This window comes from Lysobacter sp. yr284, assembly GCF_900107375.1.
Taxonomy (GTDB): Bacteria; Pseudomonadota; Gammaproteobacteria; order Xanthomonadales; family Xanthomonadaceae; genus Lysobacter.
In genome coordinates this window covers 169,764-196,063 of sequence record NZ_FNPT01000003.1, presented here as the reverse complement: position 1 = coordinate 196,063, position 26,300 = coordinate 169,764, and the positions used below count along the sequence as shown (strand labels likewise).

23 protein-coding genes and 1 pseudogene are annotated in these 26,300 nt (G+C 73.2%); 14 read left to right on the top strand and 10 right to left on the bottom strand.

Translation table 11 applies throughout. The features are described 5' to 3' along the window. The first annotated feature begins 15 nt into the window (after positions 1-15). Complete coding sequence (locus tag BLV01_RS07760; RefSeq protein WP_139178550.1) at positions 16-759, top strand: hypothetical protein; 744 nt, start codon at positions 16-18, stop codon at positions 757-759. Positions 760-807: 48 nt separating this feature from the next. On the opposite strand, the gene BLV01_RS07755 is transcribed toward BLV01_RS07760, so the two are convergent. The 5 genes from BLV01_RS07755 to BLV01_RS07735 form a co-directional block, all read right to left on the bottom strand. After that, the gene (locus BLV01_RS07755; RefSeq protein WP_217633471.1) at positions 808-2,937 is read right to left on the bottom strand and encodes a TonB-dependent siderophore receptor; all 2,130 of its coding nucleotides are present in this window, start codon (positions 2,935-2,937) and stop codon (positions 808-810) included. 399 nt (positions 2,938-3,336) lie between these two features. Then, positions 3,337-3,726, bottom strand: coding sequence for a DUF6180 family protein (locus BLV01_RS07750; protein ID WP_091796254.1), 390 nt, complete (start codon positions 3,724-3,726; stop codon positions 3,337-3,339). 64 nt (positions 3,727-3,790) lie between these two features. Next, positions 3,791-5,038: an OmpA family protein gene (locus BLV01_RS07745; RefSeq protein WP_091796252.1), complete on the bottom strand. Its 1,248-nt coding sequence runs from the start codon at positions 5,036-5,038 to the stop codon at positions 3,791-3,793. A 194-nt stretch (positions 5,039-5,232) separates the two neighbouring features. Further along, positions 5,233-6,459 carry an NO-inducible flavohemoprotein gene (hmpA, locus tag BLV01_RS07740; protein ID WP_091796250.1) on the bottom strand — a complete coding sequence of 409 codons (1,227 nt, stop codon included), beginning with the start codon at positions 6,457-6,459 and terminating at the stop codon, positions 5,233-5,235. A 41-nt stretch (positions 6,460-6,500) separates the two neighbouring features. After that, on the bottom strand, positions 6,501-6,869 hold the full coding sequence (locus BLV01_RS07735) for a group III truncated hemoglobin (protein ID WP_091796248.1): 369 nt from the start codon (positions 6,867-6,869) through the stop codon (positions 6,501-6,503). Between the two features lie 146 nt (positions 6,870-7,015). On the opposite strand from BLV01_RS07735, the gene BLV01_RS07730 reads away from it, so the two are divergent. Further along, entirely contained in the window at positions 7,016-7,438 is a 423-nt protein-coding gene (locus tag BLV01_RS07730; protein ID WP_091797349.1) for an Rrf2 family transcriptional regulator, read from the top strand. 390 nt (positions 7,439-7,828) lie between these two features. Continuing rightward, the gene (locus BLV01_RS07725) at positions 7,829-8,602 is read left to right on the top strand and encodes a DNA/RNA non-specific endonuclease (protein ID WP_091796246.1); all 774 of its coding nucleotides are present in this window, start codon (positions 7,829-7,831) and stop codon (positions 8,600-8,602) included. A gap of 192 nt (positions 8,603-8,794) precedes the next feature. Here the strand turns inward: BLV01_RS07725 and BLV01_RS26785 are convergent. From BLV01_RS26785 to BLV01_RS07705, 4 genes and pseudogenes are all read right to left on the bottom strand, one after another. Further along, a pseudogene (locus tag BLV01_RS26785) lies at positions 8,795-8,998 on the bottom strand (DUF4287 domain-containing protein); the annotation flags it as partial. A 478-nt stretch (positions 8,999-9,476) separates the two neighbouring features. Beyond that, entirely contained in the window at positions 9,477-10,313 is an 837-nt protein-coding gene (locus tag BLV01_RS07715; RefSeq protein ID WP_091796243.1) for a DUF4198 domain-containing protein, read from the bottom strand. Between the two features lie 9 nt (positions 10,314-10,322). Continuing rightward, positions 10,323-10,529: a hypothetical protein gene (locus BLV01_RS07710; protein ID WP_139178549.1), complete on the bottom strand. Its 207-nt coding sequence runs from the start codon at positions 10,527-10,529 to the stop codon at positions 10,323-10,325. A gap of 46 nt (positions 10,530-10,575) precedes the next feature. Next, positions 10,576-11,802 (bottom strand): hypothetical protein, encoded by a 1,227-nt coding sequence (locus BLV01_RS07705; protein WP_091796239.1) that lies wholly within the window; start codon positions 11,800-11,802, stop codon positions 10,576-10,578. Positions 11,803-11,986: 184 nt separating this feature from the next. Here BLV01_RS07705 and BLV01_RS07700 point away from each other — a divergent pair, with 184 nt between their 5' ends. From BLV01_RS07700 to BLV01_RS07685, 5 genes are all read left to right on the top strand, one after another. Further along, complete coding sequence (locus BLV01_RS07700; RefSeq protein WP_091796237.1) at positions 11,987-13,180, top strand: benzoate/H(+) symporter BenE family transporter; 1,194 nt, start codon at positions 11,987-11,989, stop codon at positions 13,178-13,180. A 246-nt stretch (positions 13,181-13,426) separates the two neighbouring features. Further along, positions 13,427-13,735, top strand: coding sequence for a hypothetical protein (locus BLV01_RS07695; RefSeq protein WP_091796235.1), 309 nt, complete (start codon positions 13,427-13,429; stop codon positions 13,733-13,735). A gap of 154 nt (positions 13,736-13,889) precedes the next feature. Further along, positions 13,890-14,906 carry a transporter gene (locus BLV01_RS07690; protein ID WP_091796233.1) on the top strand — a complete coding sequence of 339 codons (1,017 nt, stop codon included), beginning with the start codon at positions 13,890-13,892 and terminating at the stop codon, positions 14,904-14,906. Positions 14,907-15,105: 199 nt separating this feature from the next. Continuing rightward, on the top strand, positions 15,106-15,246 hold the full coding sequence (locus BLV01_RS26185) for a hypothetical protein (RefSeq protein ID WP_157490371.1): 141 nt from the start codon (positions 15,106-15,108) through the stop codon (positions 15,244-15,246). Positions 15,247-15,368: 122 nt separating this feature from the next. Beyond that, on the top strand, positions 15,369-16,649 hold the full coding sequence (locus tag BLV01_RS07685) for a YcaO-like family protein (RefSeq protein ID WP_175485814.1): 1,281 nt from the start codon (positions 15,369-15,371) through the stop codon (positions 16,647-16,649). A gap of 180 nt (positions 16,650-16,829) precedes the next feature. Here BLV01_RS07685 and BLV01_RS07680 read toward each other — a convergent pair whose 3' ends face one another. Further along, positions 16,830-18,011 (bottom strand): M23 family metallopeptidase, encoded by a 1,182-nt coding sequence (locus tag BLV01_RS07680; protein ID WP_091796229.1) that lies wholly within the window; start codon positions 18,009-18,011, stop codon positions 16,830-16,832. Between the two features lie 444 nt (positions 18,012-18,455). Between BLV01_RS07680 and BLV01_RS07675 the strand changes: the two genes are divergently transcribed. The 6 genes from BLV01_RS07675 to BLV01_RS07650 all read left to right on the top strand — a co-directional run bounded on the left by BLV01_RS07675 (position 18,456) and on the right by BLV01_RS07650 (position 25,598). Then, on the top strand, positions 18,456-18,806 hold the full coding sequence (locus BLV01_RS07675) for a hypothetical protein (RefSeq protein WP_091796227.1): 351 nt from the start codon (positions 18,456-18,458) through the stop codon (positions 18,804-18,806). Positions 18,807-19,067: 261 nt separating this feature from the next. Next, a complete protein-coding gene (locus BLV01_RS07670) occupies positions 19,068-19,448 on the top strand; it encodes a BlaI/MecI/CopY family transcriptional regulator (protein WP_091796225.1) in 381 nt (126 codons plus the stop codon). Continuing rightward, positions 19,445-20,989: a M23/M56 family metallopeptidase gene (locus BLV01_RS07665; RefSeq protein WP_091796223.1), complete on the top strand. Its 1,545-nt coding sequence runs from the start codon at positions 19,445-19,447 to the stop codon at positions 20,987-20,989. The genes BLV01_RS07670 and BLV01_RS07665 overlap by 4 nt, the downstream gene beginning before the upstream one ends. A 103-nt stretch (positions 20,990-21,092) precedes the next feature. Then, a complete protein-coding gene (locus tag BLV01_RS07660; protein WP_091796221.1) occupies positions 21,093-23,276 on the top strand; it encodes a TonB-dependent receptor plug domain-containing protein in 2,184 nt (727 codons plus the stop codon). 110 nt (positions 23,277-23,386) lie between these two features. Further along, entirely contained in the window at positions 23,387-23,833 is a 447-nt protein-coding gene (locus BLV01_RS07655; RefSeq protein WP_091796219.1) for a hypothetical protein, read from the top strand. Positions 23,834-23,999: 166 nt separating this feature from the next. Further along, positions 24,000-25,598, top strand: coding sequence for an alkaline phosphatase D family protein (locus tag BLV01_RS07650; protein WP_091796217.1), 1,599 nt, complete (start codon positions 24,000-24,002; stop codon positions 25,596-25,598). Positions 25,599-26,300 lie beyond the last annotated feature (702 nt).

Genomic DNA, 26,300 nt, shown 5'->3' with positions numbered 1-26,300 from the left:
AAAGGAGACAGGGCCATGAAAACGCTCGCATTCGCTACGCTCGTGATGTTCCCGCTGTTCGCCGCGGCCCAGGCCGGCGCGGCGCCCTCCGCCGCGCCGTTGCAACGCGATGTGCGCTGGATCGACGCGCACGATCGCAGTCTCGTCGCGACCCAGCTCCTGACCCGCCGCGGCGACGGCGCGCTGGTCTACCGTTACGACCGCCAAGCCACGCCGGCCCGGCGCTACCACGAACGCATGTGCGAACTCGTCGGCGGCGCGCCGGCGGCCGGCGAAACCGTCCTCGGCAGCGCGGACGCCGCCGGCAGCCTGGCCTGCACCCTGCCGGCGGCCGCGGCCGGCACGCCCGGCGTCATCGTCGACGGCCTGTTCCATCCCAGCCCGCGGCCGCCGGCGAACGCCGCCGCCCAAGCCGGACACGCGGCGCGCGCCGACGCCTCCGACGACTTCGCCCATGCCGCCGCGCCCGGCGGCGCCGCGCCGCGCGGAGAAAACTTCCAGGCCGTGGGCGGCGCCGGCTATTCCAGCGAAACCGGCGGCACCGGTTCGGCCAAGACCTCGCTCGACAACGATCGCTGCACGATCGAACAGACCACGCCGGTCCCCGCCGGCGGGAGCGAATCGGTGATCCTGCTGGTCACGTGCATCGAGCAGAACGTGCGCGCCTTGCCGACCTACACCCGCGCCTGCATGAATACCACCTGCGTGACCGAAACCGGCTTCATCGACGTGCTCGACCTTTCGCCGCCGACGCGCTGATCGCGCCGCACCGGCGGCGCGGGCGCGTCCCGCGCCGCCGGTGTGCGCTCAGAACCGGTACGTCACCGACACCCGCACGCTGCGCGGTTCGCCCCAGGTGTAGGTGCTGTAGACGTCGAAGATCGTGTAGTAGCGCTTGTCGAGCAGGTTGTCGAGGTTGAGCGACGCGGAAACCTTTTCGTCGAAGCGATAGGCGAGCATCGCATCGAGCAGCCAGTACGGCCGGGTGCGATGCTCGAGGGTGCCGCCGCCGGGCGCGCCGACCGGGCCGAAGCTGCTGCTCTGCCAGCGCGCGCCGCCGCCGACGGTCAGGCCGTCGAGCGCGCCGTCGAAGCGGTAGCTGCTGTGCGCGCTGAACTGGTCTTCCGGCTCCAGCGTGGACACCTTGGCGCCGTTCTGGCGCGCGAGCTTGTGCGCATAGCCGGCCTGGATCTGCCAGCCCGGCCGCAACTCGCCGGACAGCTCCAGTTCGTAGCCTTGCGTGCGCACGCCCTGCAGGGCGCGATAGGCGTCGCCGCCGGCGGGGGTCTTGCCGCCGCTGGGCACCGGGTAGTTGTCCTGGTCCAGGCGGAACACCGCGGCACTGGCGTTGAGCCGGCCGTCGAAGAACTCGCCTTTCAGGCCCACCTCGTAGTTCTCGCCTTCGCGCGGGTCGAGCGCGCGGCCGCGCTCGTCCTGCTCGGCCTGCGGCTTGAAGATGGTGCCGTAGCTGGCGTAGGCCGACAGATAGCCATTGAGGTCGTAGACCGCGCCGGCGTACGGCACCACCACCCCGCTCTCGTCGATGCCGTAGGTCTTGTAGTTGGCGATGCGGCTGCCGAGGATCAGCTTGAACGGATCGGCCAGGTCGAAGCGGCCGACCACGTAGGCGCCGCTCTCGCGGGTCACCTGGTCGTTGTCGAAGCCGTGTTGCCAGGCCGGTTCGGGAATGTCGCCGTTCCAGCGCCGGTAGTCGGCGACCTGTTGCGGATAGTCGGCCGGAGCGAAATAGCCGGTGCCGGTCCAGTGCTTGCGCGAAACGCTGGCGCCGACCACCACCTCGTGTTCGCGCCCGAACCAGCCGAAGCGGCCGCTGAGGTAGGCGTCGGCTGCGTTGGCGACGGTCTCGCCGACGTACTTGCCCAGCCACAGCGACACGCCGCTGCCGTCGCGCGGGTCCGGGTGGCCGGCGGCGGCGGCGCCGAGCGCGGCGTCGTAGCCGTTGACCTGATGGTTGAGCTGCAGCTTGGCGACCCAGCCGTCGCCGAAGCGGTGCTCCAACGTGGCGAAACCGGTGCGGGTGTACTGGCGCCAACGGCTCCAGTCGGCGCCGTTGTTGAACGAGCGCGGCACCCGGTAGAACCCGCCGTCGGCATCGAGCAAGGGAATGCCGCCCCAGCTGGAGCCGCGCGGGTCGCTGTTCTGGTAATCGGCGCCGAGCGTGAGCAGGCTGTCGTCGCTCAGATCGGCCTCGAGGATGCCGTACAGCACCTCGGTGCTGCGCTGGTAGCGCTCGCCGTAGCCGTGCTTGTCCTGGCGCACCGCCACCGCCCGCCCGCGCACCCGCCCGCTTTCGCTGAGCGGGCCGGACACGTCGAGCTCGCCGCGGTATTCGTCCCACAAGCCCGCGCCCAGGCCGAGCTGGCCCTTGAACGCACGCGTGGGTTTCTTGCGGATCAGGTTGATGGTCGCGCCGGGATCGCCGACGCCGGTCAGCAGGCCGGTCGCGCCCTTGAGCACTTCGATGCGGTCGTAGATCGCGGTGTCGCTGAGCGTGTTGCCGGCCGAGAACGCCGAATCGCGCTGCATCGGGATGCCGTCGTACTGGAAGTTCTGGATCGCGAAGCCGCGCGCGTAATACTCGGTGCGCTCGCTGTCGTAGGTGACGATGCTGATGCCGGGGGTGACGCGCATGACGTCGTCGATGCCGGTCAGGCCGAAGTCGTCCATCTCCTGGCGGCCGATCACGCTGATCGACTGCGGCGTCTGCCGCGGCGTCAGCACCAGCCGGGTCGCGGTGGCGATGGTGCCCGGCGTGTAGGAGCCGCTGCCTTCGGTGAGGCTGCCGAGCTGGTTGGATTTGACTTCGACCGTATCGAGGTCGGTCGGATCGGGCCGGCGCGCATCGCGCGCGCGGTTGGCGGCCGTGTCCTGGGCGCGGACGGCGACGGGCGCGGCGAGCGCGAGCGCGCCGGCCAGGGCGGCGGCGAGCGCAGTGCACGGCAGGCCGCGCGCATGCGGCGGGAACACGGGGGCAAGGGGGGATTCGACGTGCACGGCGAGCGCTTCCGGCAGAGGGAGGAGGACTCCTCTGGCGGCGGCTTGAGGCGGACGAGGCGCGCGGCGGGGCCGGCGCGGGCGATCAGTATAGGCCAGCGCCGGCGCGATTCGGCCGTGTCGCGACCGAAGGCGCCGGGCCGGCAAGGACAACGGTGTTTACGGCGGGAATCCGCCGTTGCCGACGCGGCCATCCGTTCGAAGAGCGTGGGGCCTGAAGGCCTTACCACTGGGCCTCACCACTCGGCGGTATCGCCCGATCGCAGGGCATCGGGCTTGACCGCCCGCCCTCCCGCCCAGCCGCCGAGCATTGCCCGCCGACTAGCGCGCGGCGGGCTTGACCGCCTTGCGGATCTCGCCGGCGACCTTCCTGGCGATCACGCCGGGTTCGCTGAGGCCCGGCCCGGAGTAGTCGAACGCCTGCACCACCCACGCGGTCTGGGTCCCGGCGGCGAGGCAGTACGCCACCAGCGAGCGGCCTTCCTGGCGCGGTCCGGACACGTGCAGGGTCAGGGTCTTCTGGTCCTGGTTGGCGCGCACGGCGTAACCCAGCGCGGCCGCGCCGCGGCCGATCGCCGCATTGCAGGCCTGCACGCTCAGTTGCGCCGCCGGCACCCGGTCGACGTCGTAGCCCAGGCTGAAATCCGCGGCCGCGCCGCTCACCGGCAGGGCCAGGCCGATGCACACGACCGATACGCTGGCGATTTTCATGCTCACCTCGTTGCTGGTTGCGGGGAAGTCGTCGCGATGCGCCGTGGATCGACGGCGCCGGGGCTCACGTCCGCACGAAGATCTCGACCCGGCGGTTGAGCTGGCGCCCGCCCGGATTGTCCTGGCCGCCGATCTCGTTCGGCGCCACCGGCCGCGCTTCGCCGTAGCCCTTGGCCGTGGCCTGCTGCGCCGCGCCGCGCTCGCGCAAGGCCGCCACCACCGCCTGCGCACGCCGGTCCGACAGCGCCTGGTTGTAGTCGTCGCTGCCCTTGGCGTCGGTGTGGCCGCCGACTTCCATGCCCGCGCTGCGCACGTCCTTGAGCGCGGCGGCCAGCGTATCGAGCACCTTGGCCGCATCGCTGCGGATGTCGGACTTGTCGAAGTCGAACAGCACCCGGTCGTTGAGGGTGATCAGGTAACCGCAGGGCGCGCCGGGCGGCGCGAACTTCTTCATCGGCGGGAACCGGCCGGCCGGCGCGACCTTCGGCAACGGCGGCAGCTTGACCGCCTGCGCCGGCGCGCCGATGCGGCCGGTGCCGTCGCCGTTGACCACCACCAGGCCGAGCGGGCCGTTCCAGGTGCCGCTGCCGTCGCTGTCGATCTTCACCAGCCCCTGCGGCCCGTTCCAGCTGCCGCTGCCGTCGCCGTTGTTGCGGATCAGGCCGCTGTCGCCGTTCCAGGTGCCGCCACCCTTGCCGTCCAGGGTGATGACGCCGGCCGGGCCGTTGTAGGACCCCGAGCCGTCGGCCTCCACCCGCACCAGCGCGCCGCCCTCGCCGTCTTCGTCGCCGCCATCGCCGTTGATGCTGCCGCTGCCGTCGGCGTTGACCGTGATCAGGCCGCCTTCGTAGTTGGCGGTGCCGCTGCCGTCGGCGGCGATCTTGAAGATGCCTTGATCGCCGTTGCGGCTGACATTGCCCTGCGCATCGACGCTGGTGATGCCGGCGTCGTTCAACAACGCGCCGTCGGTGCTGCAGCGCGCGGGCGAGACGCTGACGCCGGCGATGGGATCGAGCACCGGCGCCATCGCCGATTCCAGCGCGCGCTGCGCCGGCGACACGCCGAGGATTTCCGGAACCACGATCACCGGGATCGCCGGAAACTGCGCGGCGATCGCATCGGCTTGTTTCTGCGCGTCGGTGTCGGTGTCGGCGTCGGCCGCATCGTGCGCGGACGCCGGCGCGGACGCGGCCGGTTCGCCGGCGGGCGCCGCGGCGGATCCGGGCGGCGCGTCGCCGCGGCCGCAGCCGCCGGCCGCGGCGATCAGCAAAGCGAGAGGAAGAATGCGGGAAGCAAGAACGCAGGGACGCACGAGAGCTCCTTATCCATAGGCGACGACAGACATCCATGACCGCGACGCGGCGACGCGATCGACAGACCGCGGCGCCCCCCCTGCGCGCCCGACGCCGACACTTGTACCCGATGCCGGCGACGAGGAAAAGACCGCCGCGCCGAATCCGTTCGCGCGTTCGTTCAGCGTTCGCCTGCTCGCTGCGTGCGGATCCGCTACGCCGCCAGGCGTTCGTCGCTGGGCCCGAAGAACTCGTAGTGCACGCGTTCGTCCGCCACGCCGGCGCGCGCCAGCGCCGGCACCAGCGCGCGCAGGAACGGGCGCGGCCCGCACAGATAAATGTCGGCCTCCAGCAACGGCACGTTGGCGCGCAGCCAGTCGGTATCGATCAGGCCCTCGCGCTGGTGGCTGCGGCCGAGCGCGTCGCCGGCGCCGGGTTGCGCGTAGAACGTATCGACGCGGATGCCGCCGTGGGCCTGCGCCAGCGCGCGCACGTGCGCGGCCATCGCGTGGCTGGCGCCGTCGGCGGTGCCGTGCACGTAGTGCGCCTGCAGTTGCGGATGCCGCGCGGCGATGGCTTCGAGCATGCTCACCATCGGGGTCAGGCCGACGCCGCCGGACAGCAGCACCACCGGCCGCGGCGGCGCGTCGGGCAGGAAGAAATCGCCGGCCGGCGGCGTCAGCTCGATGCGCTCGCCGATGCCCATCGCATCGTGCAGGTGGCGCGAACCGCCGTGGCCGTGCGCCTCGCGCTTGACCGTGATGCGGTAGGCCTCGCGATTGGGCCCGCACGAAATCGAGTAGTTGCGCTTGATCCGGCCCTGCCCCGGCACCGGGTAGCGCAGGGTCAGGTATTGGCCGGGCCGGTGCGCGATCACCGCGCCGCCGTCGACCGGACGCAGTTCGAACGAGGCGATCGGCGCGGCGGCGGCGGCGTTCTCGATCCGCTTGCCGGCGACGACGAACTCGCGCCAGCCGCTCCAGCCGCCGACCGCCTGCGCCAGTTCGCCGCGCAGTTCGGCTTCGCGCTGCTTGAGCAGGTCGGCCAGCCGCCAGTAGGCCTCGCCCCACGCCGCCAGCACCTGCGGCGTGGCGGCGTCGCCGAGCACTTCCTGGATCGCGCCGAGCAAGGCGCGGGCCACGAACGGATAGTGCTCGGGCAGGATGTGGTAGCCGACGTGCTTCTGGGCGATGCGCTCCAGCGCCGCCGACAGCGCGCCGAGGTCGTCGATGTGCTGCGCGTAGGCCAGGATCGCGCCGGCCAGCGCATGCGCCTGGGGGTTGTCGCCGCCCTGGTTGGCGTGGTTGAACAGCGCGGCGATGCGCTCGTCCTGGAACAGCCGGCGGTACATCGCGGTGGTGACGGCGGGGCCGTGCGCGGCCAGCGCGGGCACGGTGGCGCGGACGACGGCCACGGTGGCCTCGCTCAACGGGGTGCTCATGGTTCGGATTCCTTGGCTTGGAAAAGATTCGGGCGGCGCGCTCAGGCCTGCGCCAGCAGGCGCTGCAGGTGCGCGCCGATGCGGCCGGCGCGTTCTTGCACGGCGGCGGCCTGGGCCGGCGGCAGCAGTTCGTCGCTGCAGCGCGTCCACAGCGCCAGCCAGCGCGCGAACAGTTCAGGGCGGATGCGGCCGGCGTGATCGAGGTGCGACTGCGCCGGATTGCCGCGGTAGCGGCCGCTGCCGAGCATCAGCGAGGTCCAGAAATCGACCAGCCGGCGCTCGTGCTCGTCCCAGTCGCGGACCGCGGCGGCGAACACCGGGCCGAGCTCGGCGTCGGCGCGCACCGCCGTGTAGAAACGCCGGACCAACGCCGCCAGGGCGGCCTCGTCCAGTCCTTCGAAGCTGCGCATCGCGCGCCCCTCCCGCCGTTCGGCTTAAACATTCATCACGAATGCATGATATTGCGCGCCGCTAAAACATGCAAAGAAAATGACTGTTATCATGCTGCGACCGGTTGCCGCACCCCGCCGCGCCGTCCGCCGACGACACTGTGCCGATGAAGCTGAGCCTGTACACCGACTATTCCCTGCGCGTGCTGATCCACCTGGGCACCCACGCCGGCGAGTTGGTCTCCATCGCCCAGGTCGCCCAGGCCTACGGCATTTCCCACAGCCACCTGACCAAGGTGGTGCAGGACCTGGCCGCGGCCGGGTTCGTCGAGAGCGTGCGCGGACGCAACGGCGGCATCCGCCTGGGCCGGCCGGCCGAACGCATCGGCCTGGGCGAGGTGGTGCGGCATACCGAAGCGCATTTCGATCTGGTCGACTGCGGCGACTGCCTGATCGCGCCGGCCTGCGGCCTGCCGCCGATCCTCGGCCGGGCGATGCGCGCGTTCTTCGAGGTGCTCGACGGATACACGGTGGCGGATCTGCTGGGCAAGCAGCGTTCGCTGCAGCGGTTGTTCGCTGAGGCGGGGTGAGCGCGGGCGGCGTTTCGATGGTGGGGCTTCTGCCGTAGCCGCGGGTTCGCGGTCGCGGCTTGCGCCGCTCCTACAAGCGGCGGCGAGCAGTTTCATATCCGACTGTAGGAGCGGCGCAAGCCGCGACCGCGAAAACGCGCCAACGCCGCACGCCCGAAGCCGAGCCGCCGCCCAGCCGCGCAACGAGTCCGCATCCAGCGGCTCCGTAGCCGGCTGAACACCAGAAGTGCCGATACGCCACGGCGTCCTACGCCAACCGGCACGCCCACGGCATGAACCAAAACCGTCACTGCGTCGCGAAACACACACGCGGCACGTCTTTTGTCACGCATCCGTTCCCTGGACGTGGAATTTTTGTCCCGCCTCCCGCCCCTGATCGGATTACCCGCCATGCAACCGGTTGCCCGCTTCGCCACCGCGCTCGCGCTCGCCCTCGCCGCCCCGGCCGCCTTCGCCGCGACCTGCACCAGCGCCCACAACGATCAGTACCCCAGCGGCCGCAAGCCGGTGCTGAGCAACGCCGACCTCAACCAGCAGACCGTGTCGATCTGCTACCAGGACTACAACCTGTACGCGTCCAAGGTCACCGGCACCAACCTGTGGTCGGCCCAGCATCTGACCCGGGCCAAGGTGATCGGCGCCGAGTCGATCAGCCGCATCGACTCCAGCTTCTTCAGCGAGCCGGGCTTTCCGACCAAGCACGCCAGCTACACCAACAGCGGCTACGACCGCGGCCACATGATGCCGGCCGGCGACGCCTCGACCACGCCGGCGCAGAAGGAGACCTTCTCGGTCGCCAACATCGTCCCGCAGACCGGCAAGCTCAACCGCGGCAGCTGGGCCAAGATCGAGAACATCGTGCGCACCGTGGCCAAGGAGTGGGACGCGGCCTACATCGTCACCGGCCCGGACTTCGACAACATGGACACCACCATCGCCAGCGGCGCGGTGGTGGTGCCGACCCAGACCTGGAAGGCGGTGTACGTGCCCTCGGCCGGCGTCGCCGGCGCCTACTGGTGCGTCAACAGCACCGCCCCGACCTGCTCGCTGATCTCGCTCAACGAGCTCAAGCGCCGCGCGTTCGTCGATCCGTTCCCGAGCCTGGGCGCGGCGCTGCGCGCGCAGAGCGCCTCGGATTGGACCGACATCCTGGTCCTGCCCTGAACCCAGGCCGGGCGCCGCGCGCGCCCATTGCGGCCCCTCGTGCGCCGCCCGCGCGGCGCGCAGCGATGCTGCGCGACCGGCCGGCGCCGAGGGGCCCGTCCAGGACGCATTAACGTCCTGAGCCATCGGGCGTCCGTGACCTGCGCGCAGGCTCGGGCGGATGCGGCCGCGCGCCGCCGCTGCCGGCGGCGGTCAGGCCTTGCCGGCCTGGGCCAGGCGATAGGCCACCAGCGCGTTAGCATGGCCGTGGCCGAGGCCGTGCGCGCGCTTGAGTTCGGCCACCAGATCCATGTGCTTGCGCGCGCCGAGGCCGTCGATCAGCGCGAACCAGTGCGCGACCGGCTTGCCGTAGGTCTTCTCGATCGAGGGGAAATAAGAGGCCGGGCCCTTGACCTTGTCGGCGGCGGCCGGCGCCTTCGCGCGAGCCGGCTTGGCGGCCGCAGCGGGCTTCGCGGCCGCGGGCTTGGCCTTGGCGGTCTTGGCGACAGCGGCCTTGGCGACGGCCGGCTTGGCCGGCGCGGTCTTGCCGGCCGCGGACGCGGCGCCGGCCGAGGCCTTCTTCGCTACGGTCTTGGCCGCAGCCGGCTTCTTCGCCGCAGTTTGCTTCGTCGCAGGTTTCTTCGCCGCGGTCTTCGCGGCGACGGTCTTGGATCGGCTGGCGGTGGCCATGCGCATCTCTCCGGGAGGAAGGCCGATAGTGCGGCAAGCGCGGCGCCGATGGACGTGACAAATGTGAGTTCGAAGCGCGCTTGCGCACGGCCAGGGCGAGAAGACGCCGATCCGGCCCGCCGCCTGCGCACCGCGCCCGGCAGCAGCAGCAGCAGCGGCGCGCCCCCCGGCGCAGGGCACGCGGCGCGGCGACGTAGCGCCGCCCTCACGGCGGCGCGGCGTCGACGATGTCGAAGCTCAGGCTGGTGAACGCCGTTTCGAAGTCGACCTCGGCGCCGGCCGGCAGCGGCTGGGTCCAGATCGCGTTCAACAGCCAGGTGCCGGCGCCCGGCACGGCGAACTCGGCGCGGCCCTGGGCATCGGTACGACGCTGCTCCAGCGGCCGGGCGTCGTCTTCCAGCCGGGTCAGCTTGACCAGCGCGCCGGCCAGCGGCCGTCCCTGCCACAGCACCCGCAGCGGCAGCCGCGGTGCGCGCGCCTGCGGGTCGGCGTCGAGCACGATCTCCAGCGGCAGCCCCAGCGGCTGCGCCAGCAGCGCGGCGACGCCGGCCGCGGCCGCGGACGCGCCCGCGCGCACCAGCGCCTTGCTGTGGCGGCTGTAGCGCTCCGAGCCGTCGGCATCGCTTCGCCCCTGCGCGCTGCGCGCCTGCAGCGCCGGGGTCAGGCCCTCGGCGCGCAGGTAGTCGTTGAAACGCGGCGCCGGCAAGCGGCTCTGCGCGCCGGCGTCGGTGTCCAGCGCCAGCAGCCAGGCGCCCGCGGGCAGCGCGAAGCGGGCGTCGGCCGCGGCCTGCGGGTCCGGCCGCAGTTGCGCGCGCAGGTCCAGGCGGCGGCCGTCGGCGGCGAACGCCTGCAAACGCTGGATGCGACGCAGGGCGATCGCCGAACGCTGGCGGTCGCGGCCGTGGCCGACCTGCAGCGTCAGCGCGATGCCGTCGTGCCCGGCCGGGCGGTAACGGTCGGGCTGGATCCAGAAATCGTGCGCGGCGGCCGGCGCCGACGACGCCGCCAGCAGCGTCCACGCGAGAATGCTCCTGTACGTCATCGCAGGCTCCTATTGCAGGTGATCGGGAACATCGCCGGCCAATGCCGGCGCCGCCGACAGCGCCAGCAGCGCCACGGCCAGCAGCCAGCTGGCCGCGACCTTGATCGCGACGGCCGCGCCGCGCGCGACCAGCCAATGCGCGGGCGCGGCCAGCGCGAGCAGCAGCGGCGACCACGCCGGCGCGGCCGCGGTCGACGCCGCCGCAGGCAAGCACACCGCCGCTGCGGCGCTGGCGCCCGCAGTGCGGCAGGCCCGCCGCGGCTCACGGCGAATACCCCGCCGCGTCCGCCGGGGCCAGGAACGGGAAGCGATCGACCGACGGCGTTTTCTCGTCGCGCTGCAAACCGTCGCTGACGCCGTCGACGCTGGCGTCCACCAGCAGCGAGCGGTAGACGTTGATCGCCGCCTGCAACGGCGTGCGCCCGCCGCAATCGCCGCGATCCGCGCGGCGGCCCGCGGCCTGGGCCAGCTCCACCGCGAACGGGCGCTGGCAACGGCGCCGGCGGCTGTCGACCCACAGGCGGTCGTCGGCGAGCAACCGCGCCAGCGCGCGATAGCGCCGGGCCGGTTCGGACGCGGCCAGCAAGGCGTTGCCGCAGCGGCCATCGAAGGCGTCGTATAGCGCCAGCCCGCGCTCGATCTGCGGCGCGAACTCGGCGCCGTCGGCCGGCGCGCCGGCGTTGTAGCGCTCCTTGAGCCGGTCGCTGGCCTCTTCGCCGTCGAGCGTGCCGAGCAGCGCGTTGCCGGTCAGCACGCGCCCGGCGCGGTCGATGCGGCGCTCGGAAGATTCCACCGCCGCCCACACCGCCAACAGCGGGCCGCCGCGGTCGACCGCCTTGCGCTCGATCTGCACCACCAGCGCGGCCGGCGTCCAGCCGGCGAGGAAGTTGCGCGCCGGGTCGCCGTCGGTGTGGCGCCATTGTTCGGCGATGGCCCGCACGGTGGCCGGTTCGAAGCGGGCGCAGCGCGCGGCGTCGAGCGGCGCGCCGGCAGCCAGCGCCGCGGCGGCGACCTGGTAGGCGGCGCGGGTGCCGCGCACGTTGTTGTAGAACGGGTCGTCGCGCAGGCCGGCGAACACCCGCAGGCGATGGCGCTCGCCCCACAGCCCGGCCTCGCCGCGGGCGTCGCCGCGCGCCGCGTCGATCCCGTCGGCGCTGCATTCGACGCGCTCGGCGGCGGGGACGCGGCAGACGATCTCGACGCTGGCGTCGGCGCCGCCGAAGCGGCGCGCGCTGTCGATCCGGAACACGTAGCGCAAGCGGTCGGAGAAGCCGTGGCCGACCACGGTCATCGCCAGGTTCAGGCGGCGCCCGTCGGGCTGCATCCAGGCGTAGAGATCGCCGATGTCGGCGCGCGGGTCGGCGATGACGGTGGGCGAATCCAGGTGGTCGGACGCGCGCGCCGGCGCCGGCAAGGCGGCCAGCATCAGGGGCAGCGCCAACGCCAGCCGGCGCGGCGGACGGTACGAAACGGCAGTGCGGGCGGACATGCGGGCGGCGCCTGGCGAAGGAGGCGCCAGTACAGCGGCGCGGCGGCGGCCGCGCTGTCGGAATCTTTAGCGATGCGCGGCACCGGCTGGCCGCCCGCGCACGCGGTCGAAATCGCCGCCAGCGCACAGCCGCCGGCGCGGCCGATGCCGCATGATGTCGCCTCTCCCCTGTCCCGGCGCCCGCATGCCGCATCTGCGCGATCTGTCCTTGTCCGCCGTCGTCGCCGGATTCGTCGCGGTGCTGGTCGGTTTCACCAGTTCGGCCGCGATCGTGTTCTCCGCCGCCCAGGCCAGCGGCGCCGACGAGGCCGAGATCGCTTCGTGGATGTGGGCGCTCGGGCTCGGCATGGCCGCCACCTGCATCGGCCTGTCGCTGCGCTACAAGGTCCCGGTGGTCACCGCCTGGTCCACGCCCGGCGCGGCGATGCTGATCACCGGCGCGGCCGGGCTGCCGCTGGCCGAGGCGATCGGCGCGTTCGTGATCAGCGCCGCGCTGACCGTCGCGCTGGGCTTCAGCGGCTGGCTCGAACGGGCGCTGGCGCGGCTGCCGGCGAGCCTGGCCGCGGGCATGCTGGCCGGGGTGCTGCTGCGTTTCGGGCTCAACGTGTTCACTTCGATGCAGCACAGCTTCGCCCTGGTGTTGGCGATGCTGCTGGGCTTCCTGCTGGCGCGGCGCTGGCTGCCGCGCTATGCGGTGCTGGTCGCGCTCGCGGTCGGCATCGCGGTGGCGGCGCTGCAGGGCGGGCTGCACCTGGACAAGCTGCAACTGGCGGTGGCGTTGCCGGTGTGGACCACGCCTCGGTTCTCGCTCGCCGCCACCGTCGGCGTCGCCATTCCGTTGTTCGTGGTGACCATGGCCTCGCAGAACGTGCCCGGGATCGCGATCCTGCGCGCGCACGGCTACCGCGACACGCCGGCCTCGCCGCTGATCGGCTGGACCGGCCTGGCCAACCTGCTGCTCGCCCCGTTCGGCGCGTTCGCGCTGTGCCTGGCGGCGATCACCGCCGCGATCTGCATGGGCGAGGACGCGCACGAAGATCCGCGCAAGCGCTACTTCGCCTCGGTCGCGGCCGGCGGGTTCTACCTGCTCACCGGCGTGTTCGGCGCGACCGTGGCGGCCGCGTTCGCGGCGTTCCCGCAGGCGCTGGTGCTGGCCATCGCCGGCATCGCCCTGCTCGCCACCATCGGCAACGCCCTGGCCGCGGCGCTGGCCGACCCGCAGGAACGCGATCCGGCGCTGATCACCTTCCTGGTCACCGCCTCGGGCTTCACCGCGTTGCAGATCGGCTCGGTGTTCTGGGGCATGGTCGCCGGGGTGGTCGCCACGCTGGTGCTGCGGCTGCGCAAGCCGCGGGCGGCGGCGGACGCGGTGCGCTGAGGCGGTTGTGGCGAGGCTGCGGCCGCGTCGAAACGCCATCGGACCGGATCGGAAAGCGTAGGGCCTGGAGGACGTCCCACAGGTTGTCGTGGCGTTTGTGGCGGGGGCTTCAGTCCCGACGCTGTCGGGTCCGCTCGCCGCCAAGCCGCATCGCCGCGCAGCGGCAAACATCGGGCCCGCCCCCTTGCGCTGGCGCGCCCGTCCGGCGGGTATGCTCGGCCCCACCCCACCACGGAAACCCGCCGCATGGATGCCCGCCGCGAACCGCTGCCGGACCCGGCCCGCCTGCGCGCCCTGCTCAGCCCCAGCGTGATCGTGAGCCTGGCGCTGGCGCTGACCGCCGCGGTCCTGGCCCTGGCCTATCTGTTCCAGGCGCGCGCACCGGCCGCGCGCGGCGCCGCGCCCGCGCATACCGTGCCCGGCCGCGCCGGCGCGCCGGCCGGCAGCGCCGCGGCGCTGCCGGCACCGGTGCCCGAACCGGTCGAGTTCCGCTGCGTCGACGGCCTGCGCGTGCGCAAGCAAGGCAGCAGCTACACCGGCGACGGCCGCTGCTGAGCCGCCCGCGCCGCGCCGCCGCCGGCCCGCGCTGTGGGTCGGCCGCGCCCGCGCCGCCGCACGCGCGCAGGACGCGGCACGCCCGCCATGACGCCGCCGCCGCTTTGGGCTAGCGTAGGCGGCCTGTTCCTTCCGCCCCCGGATCGCCGCTTCGATGCGCATCGCCGACGCCAGCTACGGTTCCAACGAAGACGGCCTGATCTGGGGCTATCGCTTCGTCCCGGGCCAGCCGGCGCAGCCGATCAGCACCGACGCGGTCGCCGCCTTCCTCGCCGCGCCCGCCGACGGCGACGGCCGCGGCTTCCTGTGGCTGCACTTCTCCCTGTCCAACACCGGCAGCGAACGCTACCTGCGCCGCGCGCTGCGGATGCCCGACGCGTTCTACGACAGCCTGCGCAGCGAGGTCGGCTCGACCCGGCTGGAGCTGGACGACAACGCGCTGATCGCGGTGGTCCACGACGTGCTGTTCGATTCCAGCTTCGACGCCTCCGAGGTCGGCACCACCAGCCTGTGCATCGGCCCGCGCCTGCTGGTCAGCGCGCGGCTGCGCCCGTTGCGCTCGGTCGACCAGCTGCGCGCGGCGGTGCGCTCGGGCCAGGTGTTCCGCTCGCCGGTGGAGCTGCTGGCCCACCTGCTGCGCGACCAGGCCAGCGTGCTCGGCGAGATCCTGCGCAAGTGCACCGTGCAGGTCGACCGGATCGAGGACCGCCTGCTCGACAACCGCATCGCCACCGACCGCAAGCAGCTCGGCGCGCTGCGCCGCAGCCTGGTGCGCCTGCAGCGGCTGCTGGCGCCGGAGCCGACCGCGCTGTTCCGGCTGCTCAACCGCCCGCCGGACTGGATCGGCCGCGACGACATCGGCGACCTGCAACAGGCCGCCGAAGAGTTCTCCACCGCGATCGGCGACTCCGCCGCGCTGGTCGAGCGGGTCAAGCTGATCCAGGAAGAACTGGCGGCGCTGGTCAACGAGCAGACCGGGCGCACCCTGTTCGTGCTGACCGTGGTCACCGTAGTGGCCCTGCCGATCAACCTGGTCGCCGGCCTGTTCGGCATGAACGTCGGCGGCATCCCGCTGGCCGACAACCCGCACGGCTTCCTCAGCGTGGTGATCGGGCTGTGCGTGCTGACCGCGGTCCTGGCCTACGCCGCGTTCGGCCGCCGCCGCGACTGACATCACATCCCGCGCGCAGCTGAATGCGCGCGCCGATCACGCACTGCGCCCTTGCATCACAAATCCCGCGGTCCGCCCCGCAGGCCGCGGGCGGCTTTGGTATAGAGGAGCGGCAGCCGCCGGGAGGGCGCAGGCCCGCAACGGTCCGCTGCGCTGAGGCACGAAGGAACAACCCATCGACCATTGGAGGGAGCACACCATGAAGAAGACCATCGATATGCCGCTGATCGTGAAGAGCGGCGTGCGTCTGATCGAGCCGACCTCGACCCTGGAAGCCCACGACGTCCAGCCGGAAATCACCGCCGACGAACTGGATTTCCTGGAAGCGCACGCCAAGTAAGCCGCAACAGCGCGACCGGCGCAGGCCGGCGCGGCGACGGCATGCAGGCGCGCCTGCGTGCCGTCGCACCGCCGCCGCGGGCCGGGCGCGCGGCGAATCCAGCGCGAGGGAGAGCGCAACCGATGATTCCCCTGGAACGAGAACGCAGCCTCGATGAGGCCGAGCGCGCGCTGCGCGACTTCCTCGACGCGCAAGGCTGGCGCGCGGACGTGCAGCGCGTCGGCGCGCCGTTCGCGGCGACGATCTGCTCGCTCTACGACCAGGCCGACGGGCGCCTGCTCGGCAACGGCTTCGGCAAGGGCGAGGCGGACCCGGCGCGGGTCGGCGCGCTGTTCGAAGCGGTCGAACACCTGTTCACCGGCAAGGCGCCCGCGCACGCGGTGCTGAGCCTGCGCAGCGGCGCCGACTGCCTGGCCGATCCGCTGCTGGCGGCGCTGCCGTTCCGCGCCGCCTTCGCCCAGCAGCCCGAGCGCCGGCTCGCCTGCCGCCGCTACCGCGCCTTCGCCGCGGGCGAACCGGATGCGACCTTGCCGCTGTTCCTGTCCTACCCCACCTATCTCGACTGGCGTCCGCCGCAGGACGATTTCGACTATGCCAGCGCCCTGCGCTTCGGCTCCAACAACGGCACCGCGATCGGCAGCAGCCTGGCCGAGGCCGCGGTGCACGCGATCGGCGAACTGATCGAGCGCGACGCCTGGTCGCTGTTCCTGACCGCGCATTTCCTCGGCGATCCGGCCGCCCACGGCTACCTGCTGGCGCCGGACGAACTGCCGGCGCCGCTGGCCCGGCGCCTGGGCGAGGCCGAGGCGCAGCTGCAGCGCCGGATCGCCCTGATCGACGCCACCAGCGACCTCGGCGTGCCCTGCTTCATCGCCACCGCGACCGACCTGCCCGACGGCGAGTCGATCCATCCCTGCGGCTACGGCGCCTCGCTGTACCCCGAACACGCGGCCATGCGCGCGATCACCGAACTGGTGCAGGCGCTGGAACTGCCGCGCCTGCAGCCGCGGCTCGCCGGCTATTCGCAGGCGGTGCTGGGCGCCTTGTCGGATTATCCGAAGCTGCGCGACTGCGCGGTGTTCGCGCTCGACCGCGCGCGCCTGCGCCGCCGCCGCTGGGACTTCCAGACGCCGCCGCCGCTGCCGCCGGCCGCGTTGCTGGAACGGCTGACCGCGCGCCTGCGCGCGCGCGGCATCGACCTGCACTACGCGATCAACCACGACGAACCCGGACGTTTCTGCGTGGTCAACGTGGTGTCGCTGGCGCTGGAGCGGTTCTTCCTGGTCTGCTCCGGCATCGTCATGGCGCCGGGCCAGCGCGGGCGCGAGTTGCTGGCCGGGCGCCTGCCGGTGCCGGGCAGCGCCGCGGCGCCGGACTGCGAGGCGTCGTTGGCGCTGGCGTGAAGCCGGCACGACAAGCCCGCCTGCGGGGCTGTTGTGGGAGGGGCGTCAGCCCCGACGCTTTTGTGTCCGCGCTCGGCGACCGGATCGAAAAGCGTCGGGGCTGAAGCCCCTCCCACAACGGCCTAGCCGCGCTGCGCATCCGTCGCGGCCCGCCCGCAACCACGACATCGCCAACTGCGCTCAGCGCGCGAACTCGATCACCGCGTTGGACTCGGGCAACTCGTTGCGGCGCTGCGCCGCGACGTCGTCGGCGCGCGCCTGCCACGGACGCTCGCCGAGCCCCGCCGCGCCGGGGTAATGCCCGAGCAGGCCGAACGCCTCGAAGGCATAGCCCACGCCTTCGCCGGCCAATGGCGCGGGCGCGTCGGCGACGTGGAAATGCAGGTGCGGCCCGGTCGAGTCGCCGGTGAAGCCGAGTTCGCCGATGACCTGGCCGCGGCGCACGCGTTCGCCGGCACGCACGCTCAGGCTGCCGGGCCGCAGGTGTTCGTACACCGCATAGCGGCCGTCGGCGAGCGCCAGCGCCACGTAGTTGCCGGGCGCCCGGTCGAAATCGTGGCGCGGATGCGCGGACACGCGCGCGCTCTCGCCGATGCCGTCGCGCGCCGCGGCGACCACCGCATCGGCCACCGCCAGCACCGGCTCGCCGTAGCCCAGCGCGTTGGCGGCGAGGTCGGCGTCGCCGCGCGCGGTGCGGCCTTGCGCGTCGACGCGGACGAAGTCGATGGCGTAGCGGCCGGGCAGGCGCGCGCGGCCGTCGAGGGCGTAGAACACCCGCCGGTGCCCGCGCGGCCAGTGCGGCGCGTACACCGCCGCCCACGGCCCGCCGCGCAGCGGCGCCGCCAACGGCAGCGCGGCCGCCGGCCGCGGCGCCACCTGCCCGCCTTCCACTTGGCCGCCTTCCACCTGCGCGCCTTCTGCACGGCCGGTATCGGCCGGGCCTGGCGCGGCGGCGGCGCTGGAAAACTCGACCCGATGGCGCAGCGCCTTCGGCATCGGCGCCGGCAGGTCCAGTTCCAGGAACACGACGGCGCGCTGGCCGGGCTGCAGCGCATCGCCCAGCGCCGCGTCGCGCGCGCCGACGATGCGGCCGCGCGCGGCCAGCGCCTCGCCGCGCCAGCCCGCCAGCACCGCGCCGCTGCCCGCGTCGAGCACGCTCACCGCCTGCAGCCGCAGCGGCGCGGCGCCGAAATTGGTCAGGTGCAGTTCGTACAGCAGGCGCTGGCGCCCTTCCACCACGACCGCGGCCGGGACCTGCGGTACCGCCAGGTCGAGCGTGTCCACCGGTGCGGCGCGCGCGGGCGCGGCGGCGAGGACCAACGCGGCCCAGATCAGGGCGGAAGCGAACGGGCGAGGCAACATGCGTAGGGTCCAGGCCGGGCGCGGATCGGCGAGGCAGCTTCCGCCAGCGCGGCCGTCGGCGTCCCCTGCCGATTGTCATCCGCGCGCGCGGCGGTCCGCATTCGCGCTGCGCGCGGGCGGTCCGGACGCCGCGCGCAACGCTCGTTGCGCAGCGCTCGGCGCCCGCCGCTGCGCAACCCGACAACGTCGCCGGGCGCACCGCCCGGCCTCGGCCCGAAGCGCCGCGCGCGCAGCGTTCGTTGCCCAGCGATCGGCGCCGCCGCGACGGAATCCGGCCGCGACTCCGGCCACCCGCGGCCGCCCTCGCGGCGCTTCGCCGCAACGCCGGCGAAAGCGCGAACGCCGTCGTGCGATCCGGCCCTGCGGCGCGCTTGCGTTCCCCGCGCGCATCGCGAATGATCGCCTTCCCGCGGCCAGGGAGGCCGCTTCCGCTGTGCGCCCGACATGGACCGTCGCCACCTCCGCGTCCCACCCGGCCTCGCCCGCCCGCTCGCCGCCGCGCTGGCCTGCATCGCCGCGCTCGCCGCGTGCAAGCCCAGCGTGTCCGAGCGCCAGGTGCGCGAAGACTTCGCCACCTTGCAGGCAACCGGCACGGTTCCGGGCAAGGCCCGGCTGCAGCGCATCGAGTTCACCGACGGCTGGAGCGACGGCGCCGACTTCGAAGTCTATTTCTGCCTGCCCGCGAGCGACGGCCCCGGCCGCGGCTGCGAGCAGCGCAACATCGGCTTGTCGTACCAGCAGCGCGAAGGCCGTTGGCGTTTGTTTTCGGTGCAGGCCGAGCAAGCGGTCGAGTAGCCCCGAGCTGCCGCGCCCCTTCGCCGGCCGCGCCGGCCTGCGACGCAGGCACCAGCCGCGCTTGGGCGCCGTCGTGCCGAACGAGCTGACCTCCCGCACGCCGCACGGACCGCCGCGTCTTGCGCCACCGCGCCGGGATCGAGAACCGAACGCACCGCAGGTCCCGGCCGCATGCCGCCGTTGGCGGCATCGCCGCGCCGCTTGAGTGCATGCGACAAGTGTCGTATGTTGGCGACACAACCTCCACACCCATCTGCCGCCATGCCGCCACGTCCGTCCAACGCCGAACTGGAACTGCTCAAATGCCTGTGGCGGCAACAGCCGCTGAGCGCGCGCGAACTGCACAACGCGGTCGGCGAGCAACTGCAGTGGTCGTACTCCTCGACCCGCAAGACGCTCGAACGCATGCTCGAGAAGGGCCTGGTCGCCAGCGCCGACCACCACGGCCTGATGGTGTTCCGCGCCGCGGTCGCCAAGCTGCCGACCCTGGCCGCGCTCAGCGCCGACTTCGCCCGGCGGGTGCTGGAGATCGACGGGCCGCTGCCGGTGCAGGCCTTCGCCGACAGCCGCCTGCTCGACCAGGGCGAACTCGAACAACTCGAAGCGATGCTGCGCGACGCCGACCCGGAGCGGCCGCGATGAGCGCGGCGGACGTCGCGTTCTGGCTGGCGCAGGCCGGCGCGCAGGTGCTCGCCGGCGCGCTGGCGTGGTTCGTGGGCGGCGCCGCGCACCGGCGCCTGCGCATTTCCCACGCCGCGTTCGGCTACTGGCTGGCGCTGTGGCTGCTGGCGCTCGCGCCGAGCGTCGCCGCATCGGTCTGGCACGCCAGCGGCGCCGCCGCACCGGCGTGGCCGTTGCCGTCCGGCCTGCCGTTGCCGCGGCTGGACGCGTTCGCCGCCGACGCCGCGCCGGCGCACGCGGCCGAGGCCGTCGCGACGCAACCGGTCGTGGACCTGGCTGGCGCTTTGCTCGCGCTCTACCTCGCCGGCGTCGCCTGCAGCCTGGCGCGCTGGCTGCGCGGCGGCGTCGCGCTGCGCGGGCTGTTGCGCGCCGCGCGCGACGCCGGCGAGCGCCTGCCCGGCGCGCACAGCCGGCGCGAACTGCAGGCGCTGCGCGCGCGCGGCGTGCAGGTGGTGTTGAGCCGCGAGGCCGCCACCGCCTTCGCCGTGGGCTGGCCGCGCCGCCGCGTGGTCGTGCCCGAGGCGCTGGCCGCGCACCTGGACGACGCGCAGCTCGCGCTGGTGCTGCGCCACGAAGCCGCGCACCTGCGCCGCCTGGACCCGGAACGCGACGCGCTGATGCGGCTCGCGCAGGCGGCGCTGTGGTTCAACCCGTTCCTGCGCATGCTGGCCGCACGCGTGCAACTGGCCGCGGAACTGCGCTGCGATGCCGCGGCGATCGGCGCCGATCCCGGCCGCCGCAGGCCCTGCGCGCAGGCCTATCTCGCCACCCTGCGCCTGGCCGCCGGCCGCGCCGCGCCGGCCGGCGCCAGCGCGTTCGCCCGTCGCCGCGACCCGGGCCAGCACCAATTGCGCATGCAGCACATGCTGCACGGCGACGACCGGCCGCGCCTGCGCCGCGGCGCGCGCCTGGCGCTGCTGGCGTTGGCGCTGGGCGGCAGCGCCGCGTTGGCCGCGGCGCAGGCCGCCGGCGGCGGCGATCCGGCGCGGATCGCCGCGCCCGTCGCCGCTCCCACGAACCACGAGGACACCGGCACGGCTTCGACCAAGCCCGCCGCCGACGTGCGCCGCCTTGCGTCGCCGCAGGCCGCGGCGAACGCGGCACCCGCGCCCATCGCCCTCGCCGTCCCACTCGCCGATACCCGCATCACCAGCCGCTACGGCGTCAGCGGCGGCATCCGCATCCGCCCGCACCGTGGCATCGACTTCGCCGCGCGCCGCGGCACCCGCGTGTACGCGCCGGCCGCCGCGCTCGTGGTCGCCGCCACCGACCGTTATCCCGAAGGCGAGCGCTACGGCAAGGTGGTGGTGCTCGACCACGGCGACGGTTGGCAGACGCTGTACGCGCATCTGCAGGACTTCGACGTGCACGAAGGCCAGCGCATCGCCGCCGGCGCGCCGATCGGTAGCTCCGGCGCCAGCGGCCAGGCCACCGGGCCGCACCTGCACATGGAAGTCCTGCACGACGGCCAGCGCGTGGATCCCGAACCGCTGCTGCGCTGAGCGCACCGCTCCTACCTCAATCCGTCTTTCGTTCGCCCGCCGTCGCGGGAGGGCGGCGGCTTGCCCGCCGCCGGCCCCGCGCAGCCCACCGGATCGCCCACCGATGCCCGTACCCCGCCCCACCGCCGCCCTGCGCCGCACCGCCCTGTGCAGCGCGCTCGCCCTCGCCTCGGCCGCCGCCGCGGCCGCGCAACCGCCGTCCCAGGACGCCGCCGCCGACGCGCCCACCCGGCTGGACACCGTCACCGTACAGGCGCGCGACTACGACCCGCGCCGCGACGACACCGCCTCGCGCATCGTCGTCTCCAGCGACGAGTTGACCCGCTTCGGCGACGACACCCTGGCCGACGCGCTCAAGCGCCTGCCCGGCGTGTCGCTGTCCGACGGCGCCGGCGGCGGCGCGATCGCCCTGCGCGGGCTCGGCAAGGGCTACACCCAGGTATTGATCGACGGCCGCGCCGCGCCGCCGGGCTTCGACCCGGCCACGCTGCGGCCGGATCAGGTCGAGCGCATCGAACTGCTGCGCACCACCACCGCCGACCTGCGCGGCGAAGCCATCGCCGGCACGATCAACATCGTCCTGGCCAAGCAGGCGCGCCGCGACCGCGACCGGCTCAGCTTCGCGCTCAAGCACAGCGGCAACGGCTTCAAGCCCAGCGCGGCCTGGAGCCGCACCCGCCGCGGCGACCGCTCCAGCAGCAGCCTCGACGCCAGCGTGCTGCGCAACGATCACCAGGTCGACGAACGCGGCATCGAGCAGGCCTTCGACGACGCCGGCGCGCAAACATTGGCGCGCCGCACCGGCCTGCGCGCGCGCAGCGTGCGCGAGCAACTATCGCTGGCCCCGGCGGCCGAACGCACCCTCGCCAACGGCGACCGCATCGCCTGGCGCAGCGGCGTGGAGGCCCGCCGCCAGCGCAAGCGCGGCGACATCCATTGGGCGACCTCGCTGGGACCCGAGCTGGATCACACCGACTACCGCCAGCGCACCGACCTGCGCCTGCTGCAACTGCGCAACGAACTGGCCTGGACCCACGGCTTCGCCAGCGGCGCGCGCCTGGAAACCAAGCTCAACCTCGACGGCAACCGCGAACGCACCCGCTATCGCGAGGACGCCGACGGCGCAGACGGCGTGCGCAACCTGGAGGAAGCCACCGACAGCCGCCTGGACGTGCGCAACTACGCGCTCAGCGGCAAGTACTCCTTCGCCGTGCGCGGCGCGCATACGCTGCAAGCCGGCTGGGACCTGGGCCAGGACCGCCGCAGCGAGCACCGGGTGCAGCGCTTCGCCGACTTCCCCGGCTTCCCCGGCGCGCTGACCGACCAGTCCTTCGACGCGCGCATCCGCCGCAGCGCGGCCTATCTGCAGGACGAGTGGTCGCCGACGCCGCGCTGGTCGCTGTACCTGGGCGCGCGCTGGGAGCGCATCGCCATCCGCAGCGCCGGCAGCGATTTCGCCGCGCTGCGCAACGACGCGCAACTGTTGACCCCGGTGCTGCAATCGCTGTGGAAACTGGCCGCGGACCGGCGCCTGCGCCTGGGCCTGAGCCGCAGCTACCGCGCGCCGGAACTGCGCGAGCTGACGCCGCGGCCATACACCTCGACCAACAACCGCGCGCTCGATCCCGACCGGCAGGGCAACCCCGCGCTGCGACCGGAACTGGCGACCGGACTGGACCTGGCCTACGAACGCGACTGGGGCGAAGCGGCCACGCTCAGCGTCGGCGGCTATGTGCGCCGGATCGAGGATTTCATCGGCGAGAGCACCCGGCTGACCGACGGACGCTGGGTGGCGTCGCCGTTCAATACCGGCGACGCCTCGTCGCACGGCCTGGAGCTCGACGGCAAGCTGTCGCTGGCCAAGCTGCGCGCGCACGCGCCCGACCTGGACATCGGCCTGCAGTTCAACCGCCACTGGTCGCGCGTGGACGCCATCCCCGGCCCCGACAACCGCATCGACCGCCAGCCGCGCTACACCGGCGGCCTCAGCCTGGACTACCGCCCCGCGCCGCACTGGACCCTCGGCGCCTCCTACACCCACCGCAGCGGCGGCCCGGTGCGCACCGCGGCGCGCGAGATCGAAACGCAGACGCCCAAGCGCGAACTCGACGCCTACGCGCTGTGGAAACGCAGCGACGATGCGCAGCTGCGCCTGACCCTGACCAACCTGCTGCGCCAGGACGGCGGCGATACCTTCGAATATCTCGACGACGGGCAACGGCTGCGGCAACAGCGCTGGCGCAAGAGCACACTGGGCGTCCGGCTGGAGTGGCAACTGGGGTTCTGAAGCGGCGGCGGGCCGGGGCGCTGCGCACGCCCGCGCCATCGGCTCGCCGCGCGCTTATCATCCGCGGCAGGCGCCCGCATAAATGCGGGCCTGCCGCCACGGAGCGAGGCATGAAGCAGCTTGCGCACTACCGCGACGACGACGAGGTTCCGGTCGCCAACGGCTTCCTGTTCGCCGACGGCACCGTCTTCGCGGTGGACGCGGTCGCGATCCGCGCCTTGCCGCAGTCGTTGCCGATCCGCCACGACGCCGCGACATGGCTGGACGAGGCCACCCCGTGGACCGCGACCACCGCCGTCGCCACCGCGGTCGATGCCGATGCCGGGCTGATCGCCATCGCCGGCGAAGGCGCGATGGGCGCGGACGGCTTCGTCGCGCTGTGCGACTTGCGCAGCCGCGCGCTCAAGTGGCTGCTGTTCCTGGATTTCAGCAATCCTTTCGAGACCGTCGAATTCGCGCCCGGCCGGATCGTGGCGAGCAACAACCTGCACGAGCGATGGTCGATTCCCATCGATGCGCGCGATGCGATAGAGGTCGCGCCCCTGCGCGGACGCTGAGGCCGACTTTGCGGGAGGGACGTCAGTCCCGACGCTCTTGTTCAAGTTCGCGGCGATCCGGGACAACAGCGTCGAGACTGAAGTCTCTCCTACGAACGCGGCGGCAGCCACACGGCTGCCATCCGCGCCGGTTACCCTCGGGCATCCCCGCTGCAGCGCCGCCGCCATGCACGATTACGACGCCTCCCGCCGCCGCTTCCTGCTGCAATCGGGCAGCGCCCTGGGCCTGGGCGCACTCGGCGGCGCCCTGCCCGCGCTCGCCGCGCCGGCGCTGGTCCCGGCCGAATCGGCGCGGCCGACGCTGCCCAGCGGCCTGCAGTTCGGCGACGTCGGCGACGGCGGCGCCACGGTGTGGGCGCGCGCCGACCGCGCCGCGCGGCTGTGGGTCGAGATCGGCGACGAAGACGGCTTCCGCCGCGCCCTGCGCCTGCGCGGCCCGCTGGTCACCGCCGCCAGCGACTTCACCGCGCGCCTGGACGTGCCGCTGTCCGGCAGCGCCGCGCGGCGCGTGCGCGTGGCTTTCGAAGACGCCCACAGCGGCGTGCGCAGCGCCTGGAGCGAAGGCCGCCTGCGCCCGGCGCCGTCGGGCGCGCTCGCGCGCACCCGCCCGGTCCGCTTGGTCTGGGGCGGCGACGTCGCCGGCCAGGGCTGGGGCATCAATCCCGACATCGGCGGCATGCGCATCTTCGAAGCGATGCGCCGACGCGATCCGGACTTCTTCCTGCATTCGGGCGATGCCATCTACGCCGACGGCCCGATCGCCGAACACGCCACCGCCGAGGACGGCCGGGCCTGGCGCAACCTGGTCGCCGAGGGCGTGCACAAGGTCGCCGAGACCCTGGACGAGTACCGCGGCCGCTACCGCTACAACCTGCTCGACGACAACCTGCGCCGCTTCGCCGCGCAGGTGCCGCAAATCTGGCAATGGGACGACCACGAAGTGGTCAACAACTGGTCGCCCAGCAAGGACCTGTCGGCCGACCCGCGCTATACGGTCAAGGACATCGACGTGCTGGTGCGGCGCGCGCGCCAGGCCTTCCTGGAGTACTCGCCGCAACGCCGCGCGCGCGGCCGCGACGGCGACGGCCGGCGCACGCGCATCGACCGGGTCGTGCGTTACGGCCCGTTGCTGGACGTGTTCGTGCTCGACATGCGCAGCTACCGCGGCGGCAACGGCGCCAACCTGCAGTCGACGGCGGACGCGGACAGCGCCTTCCTCGGCCGCCGCCAGCTGCGCGAACTGGCGGCGAACCTGCGCGGTTCGCGCGCGCTGTGGAAGATCGTCGCCGCCGACATGCCGCTGGGCCTGCAGGTGCCCGACGGCAACGACGCGCAGGGCCGGCCGCGCTGGGAGGCGGTGGCCAACGGCGATCCGGGCCTGCCGCGCGGGCGCGAGCTGGAGTTCGCCGAACTGCTGCACGCGATCCGCGCCGTCGACAACGTGGTCTGGCTCACCGCCGACGTGCACTACTGCGCCGCGCATTACTACGACCCGGGCCGCGCCGCGTTCCAGGACTTCTCGCCGTTCTGGGAATTCGTCGCCGGCCCGCTCAACGCCGGCGCGTTCGGGCCCAACGCGCTCGACGCCAGCTTCGGCCCGCAGGTGGTGTTCCAGAAGGCGCCGCCGGCGCCGAACGCTTCGCCGCTGGCCGGCTTCCAGTTCTTCGGCGAGGTCAACATCGATCCGGACAGCCGCGCGTTGCGCGTGGACCTGCGCGACATCGACGGCCACAGCGTGTTCGCCAAGACCCTCGCCGCCGCTTGAGCCGGGTGCGGCCGCCCGGACCGCCGGCGTCGCCGCAGCGATCGCGCGGGCGACGTGCGCTCGCGTACGTCGTTCGCGGCGGCGTCGCGTGCGCGTCGTCGCATGCCGCCGGCGCGCCGGGTTTGCGCGATCGGTCCATTCGACGCTGCAACGCGCGCTGCCCAACCCGGCGCCGCGCCAGCGCGACGCGCGTTTTCCCCTCGCTCCAGGATGTTTCGTATACCGCTATTTTCGCGGGGTTTTGCGCGACCTCGCGCGACGCGGTCGCGATCATGAACGCTGCACGCATCGCGGCGCCCACGCAATTGTGTGATCGTCCGCGCCGCGCAATGCGATAACCATCGCTACTTGGGCAGCGCGGCGGGCGCCGGCGTTGACCGCGCCGACACTGCGACGTAACACTGTCTTGGCAGTTTCGATTCCCGTATTGCGTCGCACCGGCGCCGCGCCCGGACCAGAACAACAACGACCTCGTCCGGCGCCGGCCGCCGGATCGCGCAGGGCACGCCCGCACGCGGCACGCAGCTGCGCGACACGTCCGGCACGACACCGCCCGCCACACGAATTATTTCTTCGCGACACGGAGCCAGTCTTTTGAAGAATCCGACCGCCTCGCGCCGACCGGCGCGTCCCTCGCCCTTGCCTGCACGGCGATCGCCGCGGCCGCCGCAACGCGCCGCGCACCGATACGGCACCGCGTCG

Coding starts and splice junctions, on each gene's coding strand:
- BLV01_RS07750 (WP_091796254.1), bottom strand. CDS start 3,726: ATGAAAATCGCCAGCGTATCGGTCGTGTGCATCGGCCTGGCCCTGCCG.
- BLV01_RS07690 (WP_091796233.1), top strand. CDS start 13,890: ATGCGCATCGCCGACGCCAGCTACGGTTCCAACGAAGACGGCCTGATC.
- BLV01_RS07725 (WP_091796246.1), top strand. CDS start 7,829: ATGCAACCGGTTGCCCGCTTCGCCACCGCGCTCGCGCTCGCCCTCGCC.
- BLV01_RS07715 (WP_091796243.1), bottom strand. CDS start 10,313: ATGACGTACAGGAGCATTCTCGCGTGGACGCTGCTGGCGGCGTCGTCG.
- BLV01_RS07650 (WP_091796217.1), top strand. CDS start 24,000: ATGCACGATTACGACGCCTCCCGCCGCCGCTTCCTGCTGCAATCGGGC.
- BLV01_RS07735 (WP_091796248.1), bottom strand. CDS start 6,869: ATGCGCAGCTTCGAAGGACTGGACGAGGCCGCCCTGGCGGCGTTGGTC.
- BLV01_RS07670 (WP_091796225.1), top strand. CDS start 19,068: ATGCCGCCACGTCCGTCCAACGCCGAACTGGAACTGCTCAAATGCCTG.
- BLV01_RS07680 (WP_091796229.1), bottom strand. CDS start 18,011: ATGTTGCCTCGCCCGTTCGCTTCCGCCCTGATCTGGGCCGCGTTGGTC.
- BLV01_RS07655 (WP_091796219.1), top strand. CDS start 23,387: ATGAAGCAGCTTGCGCACTACCGCGACGACGACGAGGTTCCGGTCGCC.
- hmpA (WP_091796250.1), bottom strand. CDS start 6,459: ATGAGCACCCCGTTGAGCGAGGCCACCGTGGCCGTCGTCCGCGCCACC.
- BLV01_RS07665 (WP_091796223.1), top strand. CDS start 19,445: ATGAGCGCGGCGGACGTCGCGTTCTGGCTGGCGCAGGCCGGCGCGCAG.
- BLV01_RS07705 (WP_091796239.1), bottom strand. CDS start 11,802: ATGTCCGCCCGCACTGCCGTTTCGTACCGTCCGCCGCGCCGGCTGGCG.
- BLV01_RS07700 (WP_091796237.1), top strand. CDS start 11,987: ATGCCGCATCTGCGCGATCTGTCCTTGTCCGCCGTCGTCGCCGGATTC.
- BLV01_RS07685 (WP_175485814.1), top strand. CDS start 15,369: ATGATTCCCCTGGAACGAGAACGCAGCCTCGATGAGGCCGAGCGCGCG.
- BLV01_RS07675 (WP_091796227.1), top strand. CDS start 18,456: ATGGACCGTCGCCACCTCCGCGTCCCACCCGGCCTCGCCCGCCCGCTC.
- BLV01_RS07730 (WP_091797349.1), top strand. CDS start 7,016: ATGAAGCTGAGCCTGTACACCGACTATTCCCTGCGCGTGCTGATCCAC.
- BLV01_RS07760 (WP_139178550.1), top strand. CDS start 16: ATGAAAACGCTCGCATTCGCTACGCTCGTGATGTTCCCGCTGTTCGCC.
- BLV01_RS26185 (WP_157490371.1), top strand. CDS start 15,106: ATGAAGAAGACCATCGATATGCCGCTGATCGTGAAGAGCGGCGTGCGT.
- BLV01_RS07660 (WP_091796221.1), top strand. CDS start 21,093: ATGCCCGTACCCCGCCCCACCGCCGCCCTGCGCCGCACCGCCCTGTGC.
- BLV01_RS07695 (WP_091796235.1), top strand. CDS start 13,427: ATGGATGCCCGCCGCGAACCGCTGCCGGACCCGGCCCGCCTGCGCGCC.